Here is a 14728-nt window from a genome sequence, read left to right as displayed (position 1 = left end):
GTTTGTACGCTGAAATAGTGCGCAATATGGCGCTCTTTTGTGCCCGGAATTTGTCTCTTCCCCTTTTATCAGGAGTATTTGCATGGTTTACCTGGCGGACCCCGCACGTTATGAAAAAATGGCCTATAACCGTTGCGGCGAGAGCGGGCTCAAATTGCCTTTGGTGTCGCTCGGGCTGTGGCATAACTTTGGCGATGCGACACTGCTTGAGACCAGCCGACAGCTGCTGCGCCACGCCTTTGATCTCGGCATCACCCATTTCGATCTGGCGAACAACTACGGGCCACCGCCCGGCTCGGCCGAGAGCAACTTTGGACGTATCATGCAGGAGGATTTCCGCCCCTATCGTGATGAGCTGATTATCTCCAGCAAAGCCGGTTACACCATGTGGGACGGTCCTTATGGTGACTGGGGATCGCGCAAATATCTGGTTGCCAGCCTCGATCAGAGCCTGCGGCGCATGGGCATTGAGTATGTCGATATTTTCTATCATCACCGCCCGGATCCCGAGACGCCGCTGAAAGAGACGATGCGCGCGCTCGATCACCTGGTGCGCCAGGGCAAGGCGCTCTATGTCGGGCTGTCGAACTACCCGGCGGCACAGGCGCGGGAAGCGATCGAGATCCTTAACGATCTCGGTACGCCGTGCCTGATCCATCAGCCGAAATACTCCCTGTTTGAACGCTGGGTTGAGAGCGAACTGCTGGATCTGTTGCAGGAAAAAGGTGTTGGCAGCATCGCTTTTTCGCCGCTGGCAGGCGGGCAGTTGACCGACCGCTATCTGCAAGGGATCCCGGCGGATTCGCGCGCGGCGAGCGGCAGCCGCTTCCTCAACCCGGATCAATTGACCGAAGAGAAGCTGGCGACGGTGCGGGCGCTGAATGCGGTGGCCGAGCGGCGCGGGCAGAAGCTGTCGCAGATGGCGCTGGCATGGGTGCTGCGCGGGGAGAGAGTCACCTCGGTGTTGATTGGTGCCAGCAAAACCAGCCAGCTTGACGATGCGGTGGGGATGCTGGCGAACCGGGCGTTTAGCGCGCAGGAGTGTGCGGAGATTGACGCTATTCTTGCCGGGACGCAGTAAACCAGCGCTTTAGCAAAACGTGCTATTAACGGTGATTTAGGAGTTCCGCCACTAATACGGGGTTTACGCGCGCCGTAATATTGCCGCCACAGGCCTCCCCGGCCCGATCGTGAAGGAGAAGAGTATGTTCAGGTCACTGATTCTGGCAGCAGTATTACTGGCTTTTGCGCCACTGGCCGCCAATGCTGGCGAAATCACCCTGTTGCCGTCGGTTAAATTGCAGATCGGCGATCGCGATAATTATGGTAACTACTGGGACGGCGGCCGCTGGCGCGACCGCAATTACTGGAACAATAATTATGAGTGGCGCGATCACCGTTGGCATAAACATGACCGCGGCTGGCATCGTGGCTGGGATAAACGTGGTTGGGACAAGCGTGACGCCTATGAGCGCGGCTATCGCGAAGGCTGGAACGATCGTGACGACCGCCGCGGACCGGGTCGTGGTCACGGGCATGGACACCACCATTAATTGTGTTTCGCAGGTAGTTTGATTACCCGATGAAACGTAAAGTGCCGGATGGCGTCTAACGCCTTATCCGGCCTACGCGATCCAGCCCCCACAAACTTTTGATTACCGATACATTTTTGAATGCCCGATAAGCGTAGCGCCATCGGGCATTCAGCATCAAACAGTCACACCGCAGAAGATTCGTAGGCCCGATAAGCGTAGCGCCATCGGGCATTCAAGCCGCAGAAGGGATATGTAAACCCAACAAGCTCACCGCCATTGGGCACTATTTACCCATCAACTCGGCAAGCGTTCCGACCAGCAACCAGCCGTTCAGGCACACCACCAGCGCGACAATCACCCAGCCAGTGCGTCTTACCAGCGCGGTATTCACCAGTTCGCCCATCAGTTTTGCATTACTGGTAAACACCAGCAGCGGCACCAGCGCCAGCGCGATACCAAAGCTCAGCAGCACCTGGCTCATCACCAGGATACGCGTCGGATCCAGCCCCAGCCAGATAACAATAAACGACGGCAACATGGTAATGGTACGGCGCACCCACAGCGGAATATGGAAACGGACAAACCCCTGCATCACCACCTGCCCGGCCAGCGTACCGACAACGGTCGAAGAGAGACCCGCAGCCACCAGGCTCAGGCCGAAAATAGTCGCTGCGGCATGGCTTAATAATGGCTCCAGCGTTAAATAGGCCTGATCGAGATCGGCCACGCCGGTGTGTCCATTAAAGTGAAATGCTGCTGCGGCGGTCGCCATCATCGCAAGGTTAACAAACCCGGCAATGGTCATCGCCAGCCCAACATCCCATTTGGTCGCAGAGTAACGCTCGCGGCGCGTACCGTCGTGCAGGTTTTGCGTCAGGGAGGAGTGCAAATAGATGACGTGCGGCATAATGGTCGCGCCCAGTACGCCAGCGGCAAGAAACACCGCATCGGTTCCGGAAAGCGTAGGAATAACAATCCCTTTTGCCAGCGCCGCCAGCTTCGGCTGCGAGAAAATCAGTTCGACAATATAGGCCGCCGCGACAAACAGCAGCAGGCCGCCTATCACTTTTTCCAGCGGTTTCTGCCCGCGCTTTTGCAGCATCAGAATCAGGAAGGTGGCGATCCCGGTCAGCACCGCGCCCTGCATCAGCGACACGCCGAGGATCAGCTTGAAGCCAATCGCCGCGCCGATAAACTCCGCCAGGTCCGTCGCCATGGCGATGATTTCCGCCTGCACCCAGTAAAACCACACCAGCGGGCGCGGATAGTGGTCACGGATCTGCTCCGCGAGGTTTTTGCCGGTCGCAATGCCGAGCTTGGCGGAAAGCAGTTGAATGAGCATCGCCATCAGGTTCGCCCACACCACAACCCATAAAAGCTGGTAGCCGAAGGTCGCGCCCGCCTGAATATTGGTGGCAAAGTTACCCGGATCGATGTAACCGATAGCCGCAATAAATGCAGGTCCCATTAACGCAAATCTGAGTTTGCGCGCTGCTCTTCCGTTAGTACTCTCCACGCGACTACTGCTCATTTATTGCCCCTAAATATAGCCTTTGCTATGTTTGATGCTACCAAAATGAGAATGATTATCAAGATCGTTAGGATGGGTTTACTTGATTTCTCTGATAGCCTGAAACAATAGAAGGGTTGAATGCCAAGGATGGTGACGGCGGCGACAACATTTACCGCAGCATTATGTTATGAGTCTAGCAGCGTGACGCAACTTTTCACGGCCTTTATTAACATACCTGAATTGTATGTTTGATCACTAATTTTGAGTCTGGTCACAGGACATTAATATAGTGTGCCTTTGATCTCGTTTTCTTTTGTCTTGTTACATAGAATGTGCACGAAATTCCTACCCGTCTCATATTTGGAGCAAATATGTCCCGCGTTCTGCACTTTGTCCTGGCGCTTGCTGTTGTGGCGCTGCTTGCCTTGCTCGTGAGCAGCGATCGCAAAAAGATCCGCATTCGCTTTGTTATTCAGCTGCTGGTGATTGAAGTTGTGCTGGCCTGGTTCTTCCTCAACTCTGATGTCGGCCTCGGCTTCGTAAAAGGCTTCTCCGAGATGTTTGAAAAACTGCTCGGCTTTGCCAACGAAGGCACCAACTTCGTCTTCGGCAAAATGAATGACGAAGGCCTGGCCTTCTTCTTCCTGAAAGTGCTCTGCCCGATTGTCTTTATCTCTGCGCTGATTGGTATTCTGCAACACATTCGCGTACTGCCGATTGTGATCCGTGCCATCGGTACGGTGCTGTCGAAAGTGAACGGCATGGGTAAACTGGAATCTTTTAACGCGGTCAGCTCCCTGATTCTGGGTCAATCCGAGAACTTTATTGCTTATAAAGATATCCTCGGCAAAATGTCACGCAACCGCATGTACACCATGGCTGCGACCGCAATGTCGACGGTTTCGATGTCGATTGTGGGCGCTTACATGACCATGCTGCAGCCGAAATATGTCGTCGCGGCGCTGGTGCTGAACATGTTCAGTACCTTTATCGTGCTCTCGCTGCTCAACCCGTACCGCGTGGATGAGAGCGAAGAGAACCTGCAGATGGCGAAACTGCACGAAGGCCAGAGCTTCTTTGAGATGCTGGGTGAATACATTCTGGCTGGTTTCAAAGTGGCGATTATCGTTGCGGCGATGCTGATTGGCTTTATCGCGCTGATTTCCGGCCTGAACGCCCTCTTCGCTGCCGTGCTGGGCATCTCCTTCCAGGGCATTCTGGGGTACATCTTCTACCCGGTTGCCTGGGTGCTGGGCGTGCCGGCTCATGAAGCGTTGCAGGTGGCGAGTATTATGGCGACCAAACTGGTCTCCAACGAATTCGTGGCGATGATGGATCTGCAGAAGATTGCCTCCACCCTCTCTCCGCGTTCGGAAGGTATCCTCTCTGTCTTCCTGGTCTCCTTCGCCAACTTCTCCTCAATCGGCATTATCGCAGGCGCGATCAAAGGCCTGAACGAAGAGCAGGGCAACGTGGTTTCCCGCTTTGGTCTGAAGCTGGTGTACGGTTCGACGCTGGTGAGCGTGCTCTCTGCGGCCATCGCGGCGCTGGTTATCTGATTCAAACGCGCTTTAGCAAAAACCGGGGCCTGCCCCGGTTTTTTTATGCCAGCGGCTGCGGCTTGCCGAGCAGATAGCCCTGCAGGTAGTCAACGCCCGCGTTCAGCAGCAGCTCGCGCTGCGCCTCATTCTCTACGTACTCGGCCACCACCGTCAGACCTTTTGCTTTCGCCAGAGAGCATATCGCTTGCACGATCATCGCATCCTGCGGGTCAGTGAGAATATCGCGCACAAAACAGCCGTCGATCTTGATGATATCCGCCTGGATGCGCTTCAAACGCTCGAAGTTGGCGTAGCCGGTGCCGAAGTCATCAATGGCAATCTTAAACCCCGCCTCGCGTAAGCGCGTAATATTCCGGACGCTCACTTCCGAGTGGGAAAAAGCCTGCTCTTCGGTAATTTCGATAATCACTGCCTGCGCGGCGATGCCGTAGCGCGCAAACAGTGCAAGAAACTGCGTAGCGAAGGATTGCTGCATCAGGGTCAGCGGCATCAGGTTGAGGGAGAAACGCGGCTTTGTAGCTGGCTGCGGATGCGCCTGCATCCATTTCAGCAGCGTTTCGACGACCTGCATATCGAAGCGCGTACCGAGATCAAACTGGGCAATAACCGGAATAAACTGGTCGGGGGTAATGATCTGATCATCGCTGACCAGCCGTGAAAGGATCTCGTGATAGCCCTCGCCTGTGGCATCGACGATCGGCTGGGCATAGAGCGCGATACCGCCCTCTTCCAGCGCCCGTTTTACCCTCTCCAGTTGCAGTACGCGCTCAGTGGTCTGATGATTCACTTCCGCCTGGCTGTTGGTGAGCGCCAGCACACGATTTTCGCTGTCCGTCTGCTCTGACAGCCAGCTCAACTGGCCGAGCGTCTGCTGCAGCGCGTCCCGGTTGCCCTGCAATTCGCCCCACGAAGCACCGAACTCAATCTCCAGCGGTTTTTTACTCCAGCAGATTCGCTGGCTGTTAAGACGATCGAGCATGGAGTGCAGGCGCGCCAGGGTTTCCGGCCCGTTGAGCATTAGCAGTAATTCACTGCCGGGGAGTTGAAAAAAACGCTCCCCTTCATGCAGCCAGGGTTGCAGCGCCCGGGTGACGCTGCGCTTCACATGCACGCGCATCATCATGCCGAAGTGGCGGCTAAGGAAATCGAGGTTTTTCATATGCAGACAACAGACGATGCTGCCCGGCTGGCGCTCCACTTCCCTCTCCAGCGCGCGCAGATTAGGCAAACCGGTGAGCGGATCGCTCATCGCTTGCGCCTGCCAGCGCCGCTTCAGCCACAGGCTGCGGTTGAAAACGCGGATGTTGTAAAGCAGGCAGACGGTGAAACAGATCAGTACCGACATGACAAACGCCAGCGAGTAATCTGCGCGGACGTCATGGAAAAAGTTGTTGTTATAAGCCAGCAACAGGAAAGCCGACACCGCCCAGCTCAGCGTCAGAAAGGTGCCCGGCAGACGGCTACAGCCAAAGTTAAAAATAATAAAGATCAGCGGTACCAGATAACCGGCAACCAGATCTGATTTATAGGGGGCGCATAGCAGCGCCACAATGGTGATTAATGTTGCCAGCCAGCCCAGCGTGAATAAACGCTTTCTTTTGCTAAAACAGGGAACAACGCTACGGCGCCACCACGCTTTTGCAAAGCGCGGATTGAGGATCATGCGCATCGGATAATAAACAATCATGGTAAAAATCAACGCCGAACATATCAAACTCTGAATATCGATTATTGAGAATATTAACGAACCGCTGCCGAAGTAATTGGAGAGCGTCACCGGATAATTAAACCAGGCTCCAGCCAGATACATCGTTATTTTTATGCCGATGGGGGCAATAAATCCCAGCCATAAAATGCGTACCCCCATATTTTTATTAGGAATACCGTAACGCCAGCGCCTGCCAAGCTGCCAGCGAACAATGGCGCACACCAATAAAACGGCAAATAGCTGGCAGAAGAGCAGCACCGCCGCTTCGCCAAAGGGCAGATGAAAGAAGATCTCATTAATGATAGCGGAGCCAAGAATAAGCGGCACAATGGCGTGTCGACCAAATAACAGGAGAATCGCAAGCGTAACGCTTAAAGGTAACCAGGCGAGATAAACACTGCCGCCATCAACGACTGTTTTCGGCGAAATATAACGGGCTACGGGAATAGCCACCAGGCACATCATTAACGCCAGCAGAAACGGCTTCACGTAACCGGATTTCATAAATTAATGTCGGCTCTGGTGGTTAAAAAATAATTACCATGAATAATAGGTTTATTGAAACAGTGAAGCAAGCCAGGGAAACGGACGAGAAAATAGCAGACGTGCGCTTTTTTCAGCCAACGGCCTGAAGAATAAACGCACAAACAAAAAACCCCCGCGTAAACGCGAGGGTTCAAATTTTGGTGGAGCTAAGCGGGATCGAACCGCTGACCTCTTGCATGCCATGCAAGCGCTCTCCCAGCTGAGCTATAGCCCCACAATGTTACTTTACGCACCAGTTCCGTTGGGTTCGGAATTTGGTGGAGCTAAGCGGGATCGAACCGCTGACCTCTTGCATGCCATGCAAGCGCTCTCCCAGCTGAGCTATAGCCCCATCGCGTAAAGCGTGTCGTGTTGACGGGCGGCATGATATGAATTCCCTTGCCAGGTGTCAACGGCAAAATCATCACCTCTTTACCAACCGCTGAAAAAGCATGCAATTGAATCCCCTTGCGATGTGCCTCGCAGCCAGCAGTTAAACCTGTCACATTTTCTTCTAAAATGGTGCTATAACATAAATCACTAATTACCCTTACTACTCACCGGGAAATTATATGCTCAAGGAACGAATGACGCCGGAAGAGCTGGCTACGCTAACGGGGTACAGCCGGCAAACCATCAACAAATGGGTGCGTAAAGAGGGGTGGATCACCTCGCCAAAACCTGGCGTTCAGGGAGGAAAAGCCCGCCTGGTTCACGTTAATGAACAGGTCCGCGCCTTTATCCGCAGCGCGCAGCGCAATGAACTCTCCCCCTCCACCGACAACTCCAGCAGCGACGCCTCGCTGGAAGCACTGCTGCTCCGACTGGCAAAAGAGATGACCGACGCCGAGCGCACTCTGCTCTCTTCAATGCTTTTGCGCGACGGCATTACCGGCCTGTTGCAACGTTTAGGGATCCGCGACCAGAAATAAGATGAACACATTACCAGGCAAAATGACTACTGCTGAGTTAGCAAACCGTCTCGGCGTCACACGACAGACCATCAACCGCTGGATCAAACGTCACAAGTGGAAAACAGAGAGTCTCCCCGGCGTAAAAGGGGGCCGCGCCCGCTACGTATTGATTACCGATAAAGTGCTGAGCCTGGTGATGGAACTTCCCGCCATGCGCCACAGCGGTTTTAACAGTTCGCTCGCCGAACCACCCGCGCCCTATCTCACCGCGCCAGGCACAATGCAAAATATTATCAACTCGTTGCAGATGCTTACCGCTGACGAACTGCACCAGCTTGAAGTGCTGCTGGCGCGCGAAGGGTTAAGCACCTTTTGCAGCCGCTTAGGCATTAAGCAGACGGTACAAGAGTAAAAAAAACCGGCGCTGTGCCGGTTTGTACTGTTAATGGGTGTGCTGATGGTTTTCGCGCCGGTAGGCTCCCGGCGGCTGGTTGAAGGTGCGGGTAAAAATCCGCGTGAAGGTTTGCTGCGAATCGAAGCCATATTTCAGGCAGATATCGTAAACCTTCTGATCGGTGTTGCGTAAATCCTGCGCGGCGCGCGCGAGTTTGCGCTCGCGGATATAGCGCCCGAGGCTCTCCCCTTTGTACTGCAAAAAGAGCCGTTGCAGATGCCACTTGGAGTAGCCTGCGTGCGCGGCAATCTCATCAATACGCAAGGGCTGATGAAGATTGTCGTCGATCCACTCGACGATAGTGTCGATAACCTGAGCGGAAATAGTCATGCTGCGATCCCCCCTGCACTTCGATTAATTAAATGGGTTCTTCCCACCAGGCGCTGAATGTTTGCGCCGTATCGGCCGCAAAAACCACTTCGCCCAGTTTCGGTGTCAGTAAGCGAAACTCTTTATCGCGGCTGGCAGCCGCTAAACGTTTATACGGATCGTCCCAACTGTGTTTTGCCAACACAAAACGCCCGGCATGGCCCGGCAGCACTGCGCGTGCCTGCAGATCCTGCGCCGCCTGCGCGCTCTGCTCCGGCATCATATGAATATATTTCCACGCCTCGTCGTACTGCCCATTCTCCATAATGGCAATATCGATGGGGCCGAACCTGTCGCTGATGGCCTTAAAGTGCGGGCCATAACCGCTGTCGCCGCTGTAGTAGACTTTGCGTTCAGGCGTGACAAACAGAAAGCTGGCCCACAGCGTCTGGTTGCGCTTCAGGCCTCGGCCGGAGAAGTGACGCGCGGGCAGAATATTTACGCTAAGCGTATCGCTGACCTGCACGCTCTGCTGCCAGTCCGCCTCCTCAATCTTCGCCGCGTCCATTCCCCAGTAACGCAGATGGGAGCCGACGCCGAGCGGCGTAACAACGCGTTTGATCTTCGGCATCAGCGCCTTGATGGTGGCGTGATCGAGGTGGTCATAATGGTCGTGAGAGATAATCAGCAGATCGATCTCCGGCATCCTCTCTGCCGTCCAGACGCCGTTACCGGCGAAAGCTTTATTAAGAAAGGAAAATGGCGCGGCGTAGTCACTGAGCACCGGGTCGATCAAAATGCGTTTGCCCGCCAGTTGCATATACCACGAGGAGTGCCCCATCCAGACCAGCGTATCCTCCTGCAACGGCAGCGCCGCGAGATCGGTTGTCACCGTCGGCAGCGGCTGCTGCGGGCGCGCATTTTCACGTTTACCGAAGAGAAAATCCCACCACAACGCCAGCTTATTTTGCTCACCGGTGAAACCCGGCGTCGGCAGCGCATTATGGAACGCGCCGTCGCGGTAATGGGGCGATTTTTCCACGGCGCTGAGTGCCTCACCCTGCGGTGGCTGGCCAAAACCGGCATTCAGAACAAAAGGTAAGCTTGCAGCAGACGCAACGAGCATAACGACAACCACGCTGATAGTGAGACGTTTCATATCCTGACCCGGCTAAATCGATCCCATCCGTTGAGACGATACTCATAGAACTTGATTATGAGTGAGTAAGCACTCATTATAGAAACGAACACTAAATCGTCAAGACGATTTTTCTTTGTTTGATATTCGACGTTGCAGCCTCTCAAAGGGCATGTTTCAATCGTGGTTTTTGTAAAAAGCGGAGAAAAGCGGCGTGGCTCGTCCGAAGAGTGAAGATAAGAAACTGGCATTACTGAAAGCAGCAACCAAGGCGATTGCCCAGTCGGGAATTGCCGCCTCCACCGCGCTTATCGCCCGTAACGCAGGCGTCGCGGAAGGGACACTGTTTCGCTACTTCGCCACCAAAGACGATCTGTTAAACGCGCTCTATCTGCATCTGAAAACCGATCTTTGCGGCACTATGCTCGCCAATCTCGACCGCTCCAGCAGCGATTCGAAATTGCATACCCACTCCATCTGGGACAGCTATATCGACTGGGGCATTCGCCACCCCAACGGCCACCATGCGGTGCGCCAGATCGCCATCAGCGAAAAGCTGACCGCCGAAACCAAGCAGCAGGTGGCCGATATCTTCCCGGAGCTGCATGAGCTGTGCCACCGCTCGGTGCGCCCGGTTTTCCTCTCGGATGAGTACGCCGCGTTTGGCGATGCCATTTTCCTCGCAATGGCGGAAACCACCATTAACTTTGCGGGACGCGATCCCTCGCGAACCAAAGAGCTTAAGCGTCTCGGCTTTGAGGCGATGTGGCGCGCGCTGGCAAATGAGGAGAAAGATGGAGAGTAAAACATTGCAGGAGAGCGCTCATCGCTATGCGCTGTCGCTCCCCTTTACCGAGCACTGCTGGCCGTTTGGCCCGGAACATGACGTCTTCAAAGTGTGCGGCAAGATCTTCATGATGACCACCACTACCCACGGCAGGCCGATGGTAACGATGAAATCGGAGCCGCAGGTTGCCCTGCTCAACCAGCAGATCTACCCCAGCATTGAGCCGGGTTATCACATGAATAAAAAGCACTGGATCTCCGTCTACGCAGGCGACGAGATTGACCTCTCGCTGCTCGAATCACTGATCCAGCACTCCTGGGATCGCGTGGTCGACACCCTGCCGCGTAAGGATCAGAAGCGCCTGCGCCCTTAAGCGTTCTGCGCCAGCCATTGCAGCGCCTGCTCGCTCTGCTCATCCACCGGCATATAGACCAGTAACCGCGATCCGTTGCGCGGCGCGGAGTACCAGTACATCTGGTGCAGGGTAATCGTGCCGAGCTGCGGGTGAGCAAAGCGTTTAACCTTATTCTCCACGCCGCTCACTTCATAGTGTTTACGCCACAGCGTTTCAAATTCCGCCGACGCGGCGCAAAAACGCGCCAGCTTCGCTTCCCATATCGCATCCCCGCGGTGCGCGGCCATCGCCGCCCGAAAATAGGCGACAAAGGTCGAGAGCACCTGTTCATCCAGCCCTAAACGGCTGCGCCACTGCGGATGGGTTAGATAGAGATAGATACAGTTGCGGTCCTCTTCCGGGATCTCATCAAACTTAACGCCCATCAGGCGCTCAAAACCGGCATTCCACGCGACAATATCAAAATTGGGTTTCTGGATGCTCGCCGGGTTCGGTAGCAGGCTGTCCAGCAGGCGGCGCGTGCTGTCGCTGATCCCTTCGCACTGCGGGGAGTTGAGCGCTTCGGTCGGCGCTAACCCGGCCAGCAGAAAGAGGTGCCGCGTCTCGGTTGGCGTGCACTGTAATGCGGAGGCAATCGCCTGCAAAACATTGGCGGAGGGGTTCACCTCGCGGCCCTGCTCCAGCCAGGTGTACCAGGTAACGCCGACATCGGCCAGCAGCGCCACCTCTTCGCGCCGCAGACCCGGCGTCCGGCGTCGGCTGCTGCGCGGCAAGCCGAGCCGCTGCGGATCAAGGCTTTCGCGCCGCGCGCGCAGAAACGCGCCCAGCTGTTTGCGGCTCTCTTCAAGCAGCGCCAGCTGCGGCTGTTTGTCCACCATCAACGTCATAAACCCTCCAGCATGGTAGTGCCAGTACCCGTATAGGCAAGAACTGGTACCCGTTTTCTCATTCGGCGATGCTACGTCCATCCGATGAATGACGCAATGGAGTCACCATGAATACGTCTGCTGTTTCTCCAGGCCGGGCGGGCCTGTTTTTGCTGTTAACCGGGCAGATGCTGCCGCTGATCGACACCTCAATCACCAATGTCGCGCTCGATTCCATCACTCTGTCGTTACATACTTCAGCTACCCAACTGGCGCTGATTGTCGCGCTATACGGCGTGGCATTTGCTGTCTGCCTGGCGATGGGCAGCAAACTGGGGGACAACCTGGGACGCCGCCGCATCTTTTTATGGGGCGTTGCGCTGTTCGGCATCGCCTCGCTGCTGTGCGGGCTGGCGAACTCGGTTTCTGCCCTGCTGGCGGCGCGCACGCTACAGGGGATGGGCGCGGCGCTGATTGTGCCGCAGATCCTCGCCACCCTGCATGTCACGCTGAAAGGCACTGCGCATGCCCGTGCAATCAGCCTCTACGGCGGCGTTGGCGGCGTGGCGTTTATCATCGGGCAGATGGGTGGCGGCTGGCTGGTTTCGGCGGATATCGCCGGGCTCGGCTGGCGCAACGCCTTCTTTATCAATGTGCCCATTTGCCTGCTGGTGTTACTGCTGAGCCGCCGCTACGTGCCGGAAACCCGCAGCGAACAGCGCACGCGCATTGACTGGCAGGGCACGGCCGCGCTGGCGCTGATCCTCTGCTGCCTGCTTTTCCCGCTGGCATTAGGCCCGGAGATGCACTGGCCGTGGCAGAGCAAAGCGGCGCTGCTGGCACTCTTCCCGCTGGCGCTGTGGATGCGCAGCAGCGCGGTGCAGCAGGAGAAGCGCGGCATCACGCCGCTGGTTCCGCCGCGCCTGCTTAAGCTGCCGAGTATCCGCTTTGGTTTGCTGATTGCGCTGCTCTTTTTCAGCGCCTGGGCCGGGTTTATGTTCTGCATGGCGCTCACTTTGCAGGCCGGGATGGGCATGACGCCCTACCAGTCCGGGAACAGTTTTATTGCCCTCGGTGTCGCCTATTTTATCTCCGCGTGGTATGCGCCGAAGCTGATTAGCCGCTACAGCATGCGCACCATTTTGTTGACCGGGCTTACGATTCAGATTGCCGGCTTGCTGGCGCTGATGGTTACGCTGCACTTCTCAGGCCGCGTGGCTGGCGTGCTGGCACTCGCCCCGGCAACCCTGCTGATTGGCTACGGCCAGGCGCTGATCGTCAACAGCTTCTACCGCATCGGTATGCGTGATATCACCGCGCAGGACGCGGGCGCAGGCAGTGCGCTGCTCAGCACCCTGCAGCAGGCGGCGCTCGGTCTGGGGCCTGCGCTGCTCGGCGGCATCTTTCTCCACCTTGTCGGCCAGTCGCATGGCGACTACAGCGCGGCGCTGAGCGGTTTTCTGGCAACAGAAGTGGTGATGATGCTGGCGCTTGTCGCAGCGGCACTCGTTGCCCGCCGGCAGTTAGCGCCCCGCTGCCCGACCAGCGCCTGAGGCACATAAAAAACGCCAGCACGGAGGCTGGCGTTTTCTCTTGTGGCACTGAGGCTTATGCGCGTTTCGGTGTCCGCCGCAGCAGTTTAAAGGCGGCAAACAGGAACACAATCCACACCGGCAGCAAAATGGCCGACAGGCGCATATCGTCGATGGAGTACATCAGGCCAAGAATAAACAGCATAAAGCCGATGCAGAGGTAGTTGCCCGCCGGGAAAAGCAGCGCTTTGAACTGCGGATCGCGCCCTTTGCGGCGCATCGCGGCGCGGAACTTCAGGTGCGCCAGCGAGATCATAATCCAGTTCAGCAGCAGAGTGGCAACCACTAACGCCATCAGCATGGCAAAGGCTTTCTGCGGCAGGAGATAGTTCACCAGCACCACCAGCGAGGTAATTGCGCCGGAGAGGATCAGCGAGTTGACGGGTACGCCGCGGCGGCTGACGCGCGTTAAAAACGCGGGCGCATTGCCCTGCACCGACAGGCCAAACAGCATCCGGCTATTGGAGTAAACGCCACTGTTATAGACCGACAGTGAAGCCACCAGAATAACGAAGTTGAGTGCCGAAGCGACCAGATTGCTGTCGAGTTCGTGGAAGATCATCACAAACGGGCTGCTGTTGGCCTGCACGTCAATCCACGGATAGAGCGCCAGCAGCACCACCAGTGAACCGATGTAGAAGAGCAGAATGCGGTAGACCACCTGGTTAACCGCTTTTGGAATGGTGGTGTGCGGCTCGCTCGCTTCCGCAGCGGTGATACCAATCAGCTCAAGGCCGCCGAACGAGAACATAATCACCGCCAGCGACAATACCAGCCCATGCCAGCCGGTGGCGAAAAAGCCGTTGTACTGCCAGAGGTTATTGATGCTGGCACGCTCGCCACCGTGGCCGGTGAAGAGCATCCAGATGCCAAAGCCAATCATGCCGATAATCGCCAATACTTTGATCAGCGCAAACCAGAACTCGGTTTCGCCATACAGGCGCACATTGACGAGGTTAACGGCATTGATAATTACGAAGAAGGTGGCGGCCCAGACCCAGGTCGGGATATCGGGGAACCAGTACTGCATATAGATCCCGGCGGCGGTCAGTTCCGCCATGCCGACCAGCACAAACATCGCCCAGTAGTTCCAGCCGGAGAGGAAGCCCGCAAACGGCCCCCAATATTTAAAGGCGAAGTGGGAAAACGATCCGGAAACCGGCTCTTCAACCACCATTTCACCGAGCTGGCGCATAATCAAAAAGGCGATAATGCCGGCGATGGCGTAGCCGAGTAACACCGCAGGCCCGGCCATTTGAATTGCCGGACCGATGCCGAGAAACAGCCCGGTGCCAATCGCGCCGCCAAGGGCAATAAGCTGAATATGGCGGTTCTTTAATCCCCGTTGTAGCGTCGGCGCTGCCTCCGACGCGGTCCCGGTCATGTTCCCCACGACCTGTGACGCGTTTTTCACGTCCTTCCCCTTTGTGGTTTCATTTAAAGGGGCACCTTTTAACATCTCCGCCAGGG

At 56.1% G+C, this 14728-nt stretch carries 14 protein-coding genes and 2 tRNA genes; 8 read left to right on the top strand and 8 right to left on the bottom strand.

The genetic code is table 11. The features are described from left to right. Nucleotides 1-82 precede the first annotated feature (82 nt). Together mgrA and ACWPW2_RS20955 are read left to right on the top strand one after the other, a co-directional pair. Nucleotides 83-1081: an L-glyceraldehyde 3-phosphate reductase gene (mgrA, locus tag ACWPW2_RS20960; protein ID WP_312117890.1), complete on the top strand. Its 999-nt coding sequence runs from the start codon at nucleotides 83-85 to the stop codon at nucleotides 1079-1081. A 124-nt stretch (nucleotides 1082-1205) separates the two neighbouring features. Next, nucleotides 1206-1553, top strand: coding sequence for a DUF2502 domain-containing protein (locus ACWPW2_RS20955; protein ID WP_023479767.1), 348 nt, complete (start codon nucleotides 1206-1208; stop codon nucleotides 1551-1553). A gap of 265 nt (nucleotides 1554-1818) precedes the next feature. Here the strand turns inward: ACWPW2_RS20955 and ACWPW2_RS20950 are convergent, their stop codons facing one another. After that, nucleotides 1819-3066, bottom strand: coding sequence for an Nramp family divalent metal transporter (locus ACWPW2_RS20950; RefSeq protein WP_124967663.1), 1248 nt, complete (start codon nucleotides 3064-3066; stop codon nucleotides 1819-1821). 353 nt (nucleotides 3067-3419) lie between these two features. On the opposite strand from ACWPW2_RS20950, the gene ACWPW2_RS20945 reads away from it, so the two are divergent. Further along, on the top strand, nucleotides 3420-4607 hold the full coding sequence (locus tag ACWPW2_RS20945; RefSeq protein WP_023479798.1) for a NupC/NupG family nucleoside CNT transporter: 1188 nt from the start codon (nucleotides 3420-3422) through the stop codon (nucleotides 4605-4607). Nucleotides 4608-4650: 43 nt separating this feature from the next. On the opposite strand, the gene ACWPW2_RS20940 is transcribed toward ACWPW2_RS20945, so the two are convergent. From ACWPW2_RS20940 to ACWPW2_RS20930, 3 genes are all read right to left on the bottom strand, one after another. After that, nucleotides 4651-6822, bottom strand: a complete 2172-nt coding sequence (locus ACWPW2_RS20940) for an EAL domain-containing protein (RefSeq protein ID WP_454125123.1) — start codon at nucleotides 6820-6822, stop codon at nucleotides 4651-4653. Nucleotides 6823-7002: 180 nt separating this feature from the next. After that, a tRNA-Ala gene (locus tag ACWPW2_RS20935) sits at nucleotides 7003-7078 on the bottom strand. Nucleotides 7079-7119: 41 nt separating this feature from the next. Next, a tRNA-Ala gene (locus tag ACWPW2_RS20930) sits at nucleotides 7120-7195 on the bottom strand. Between the two features lie 220 nt (nucleotides 7196-7415). On the opposite strand from ACWPW2_RS20930, the gene ACWPW2_RS20925 reads away from it, so the two are divergent. After that, complete coding sequence (locus ACWPW2_RS20925) at nucleotides 7416-7775, top strand: YfeC-like transcriptional regulator (protein WP_054803856.1); 360 nt, start codon at nucleotides 7416-7418, stop codon at nucleotides 7773-7775. Between the two features lies 1 nt (nucleotide 7776). Continuing rightward, entirely contained in the window at nucleotides 7777-8169 is a 393-nt protein-coding gene (locus tag ACWPW2_RS20920) for a YfeC-like transcriptional regulator (RefSeq protein WP_454125121.1), read from the top strand. Between the two features lie 30 nt (nucleotides 8170-8199). On the opposite strand, the gene ACWPW2_RS20915 is transcribed toward ACWPW2_RS20920, so the two are convergent. Both ACWPW2_RS20915 and ACWPW2_RS20910 read right to left on the bottom strand, forming a co-directional pair. Next, entirely contained in the window at nucleotides 8200-8541 is a 342-nt protein-coding gene (locus ACWPW2_RS20915; protein WP_023479912.1) for a RamA family antibiotic efflux transcriptional regulator, read from the bottom strand. Nucleotides 8542-8569: 28 nt separating this feature from the next. Then, nucleotides 8570-9679 (bottom strand): MBL fold metallo-hydrolase, encoded by a 1110-nt coding sequence (locus ACWPW2_RS20910; RefSeq protein WP_454125118.1) that lies wholly within the window; start codon nucleotides 9677-9679, stop codon nucleotides 8570-8572. A gap of 193 nt (nucleotides 9680-9872) precedes the next feature. On the opposite strand from ACWPW2_RS20910, the gene ACWPW2_RS20905 reads away from it, so the two are divergent. Further along, a complete protein-coding gene (locus ACWPW2_RS20905) occupies nucleotides 9873-10463 on the top strand; it encodes a TetR/AcrR family transcriptional regulator (protein ID WP_023479842.1) in 591 nt (196 codons plus the stop codon). Further along, complete coding sequence (locus ACWPW2_RS20900; protein ID WP_454125116.1) at nucleotides 10453-10818, top strand: MmcQ/YjbR family DNA-binding protein; 366 nt, start codon at nucleotides 10453-10455, stop codon at nucleotides 10816-10818. Before ACWPW2_RS20905 ends, ACWPW2_RS20900 begins: the two co-directional genes overlap by 11 nt. On the opposite strand, the gene ACWPW2_RS20895 is transcribed toward ACWPW2_RS20900, so the two are convergent. Beyond that, a complete protein-coding gene (locus ACWPW2_RS20895) occupies nucleotides 10815-11687 on the bottom strand; it encodes a helix-turn-helix transcriptional regulator (protein ID WP_454125114.1) in 873 nt (290 codons plus the stop codon). The genes ACWPW2_RS20900 and ACWPW2_RS20895 overlap by 4 nt on opposite strands. Nucleotides 11688-11794: 107 nt before the next feature. Between ACWPW2_RS20895 and ACWPW2_RS20890 the strand changes: the two genes are divergently transcribed. After that, entirely contained in the window at nucleotides 11795-13219 is a 1425-nt protein-coding gene (locus ACWPW2_RS20890; protein ID WP_454125112.1) for an MFS transporter, read from the top strand. Nucleotides 13220-13274: 55 nt separating this feature from the next. Here the strand turns inward: ACWPW2_RS20890 and pheP are convergent, their stop codons facing one another. Next, nucleotides 13275-14672, bottom strand: a complete 1398-nt coding sequence (pheP, locus tag ACWPW2_RS20885) for a phenylalanine transporter (RefSeq protein WP_094421445.1) — start codon at nucleotides 14670-14672, stop codon at nucleotides 13275-13277. Between the last annotated feature and the right edge of the window lie 56 nt (nucleotides 14673-14728).

Source organism: Kosakonia sp. Marseille-Q7440, from assembly GCF_965119485.1.
The sequence above is the reverse complement of the archived record's forward strand: the minus strand, read 5'-3'. Positions and strand labels throughout refer to the sequence as shown.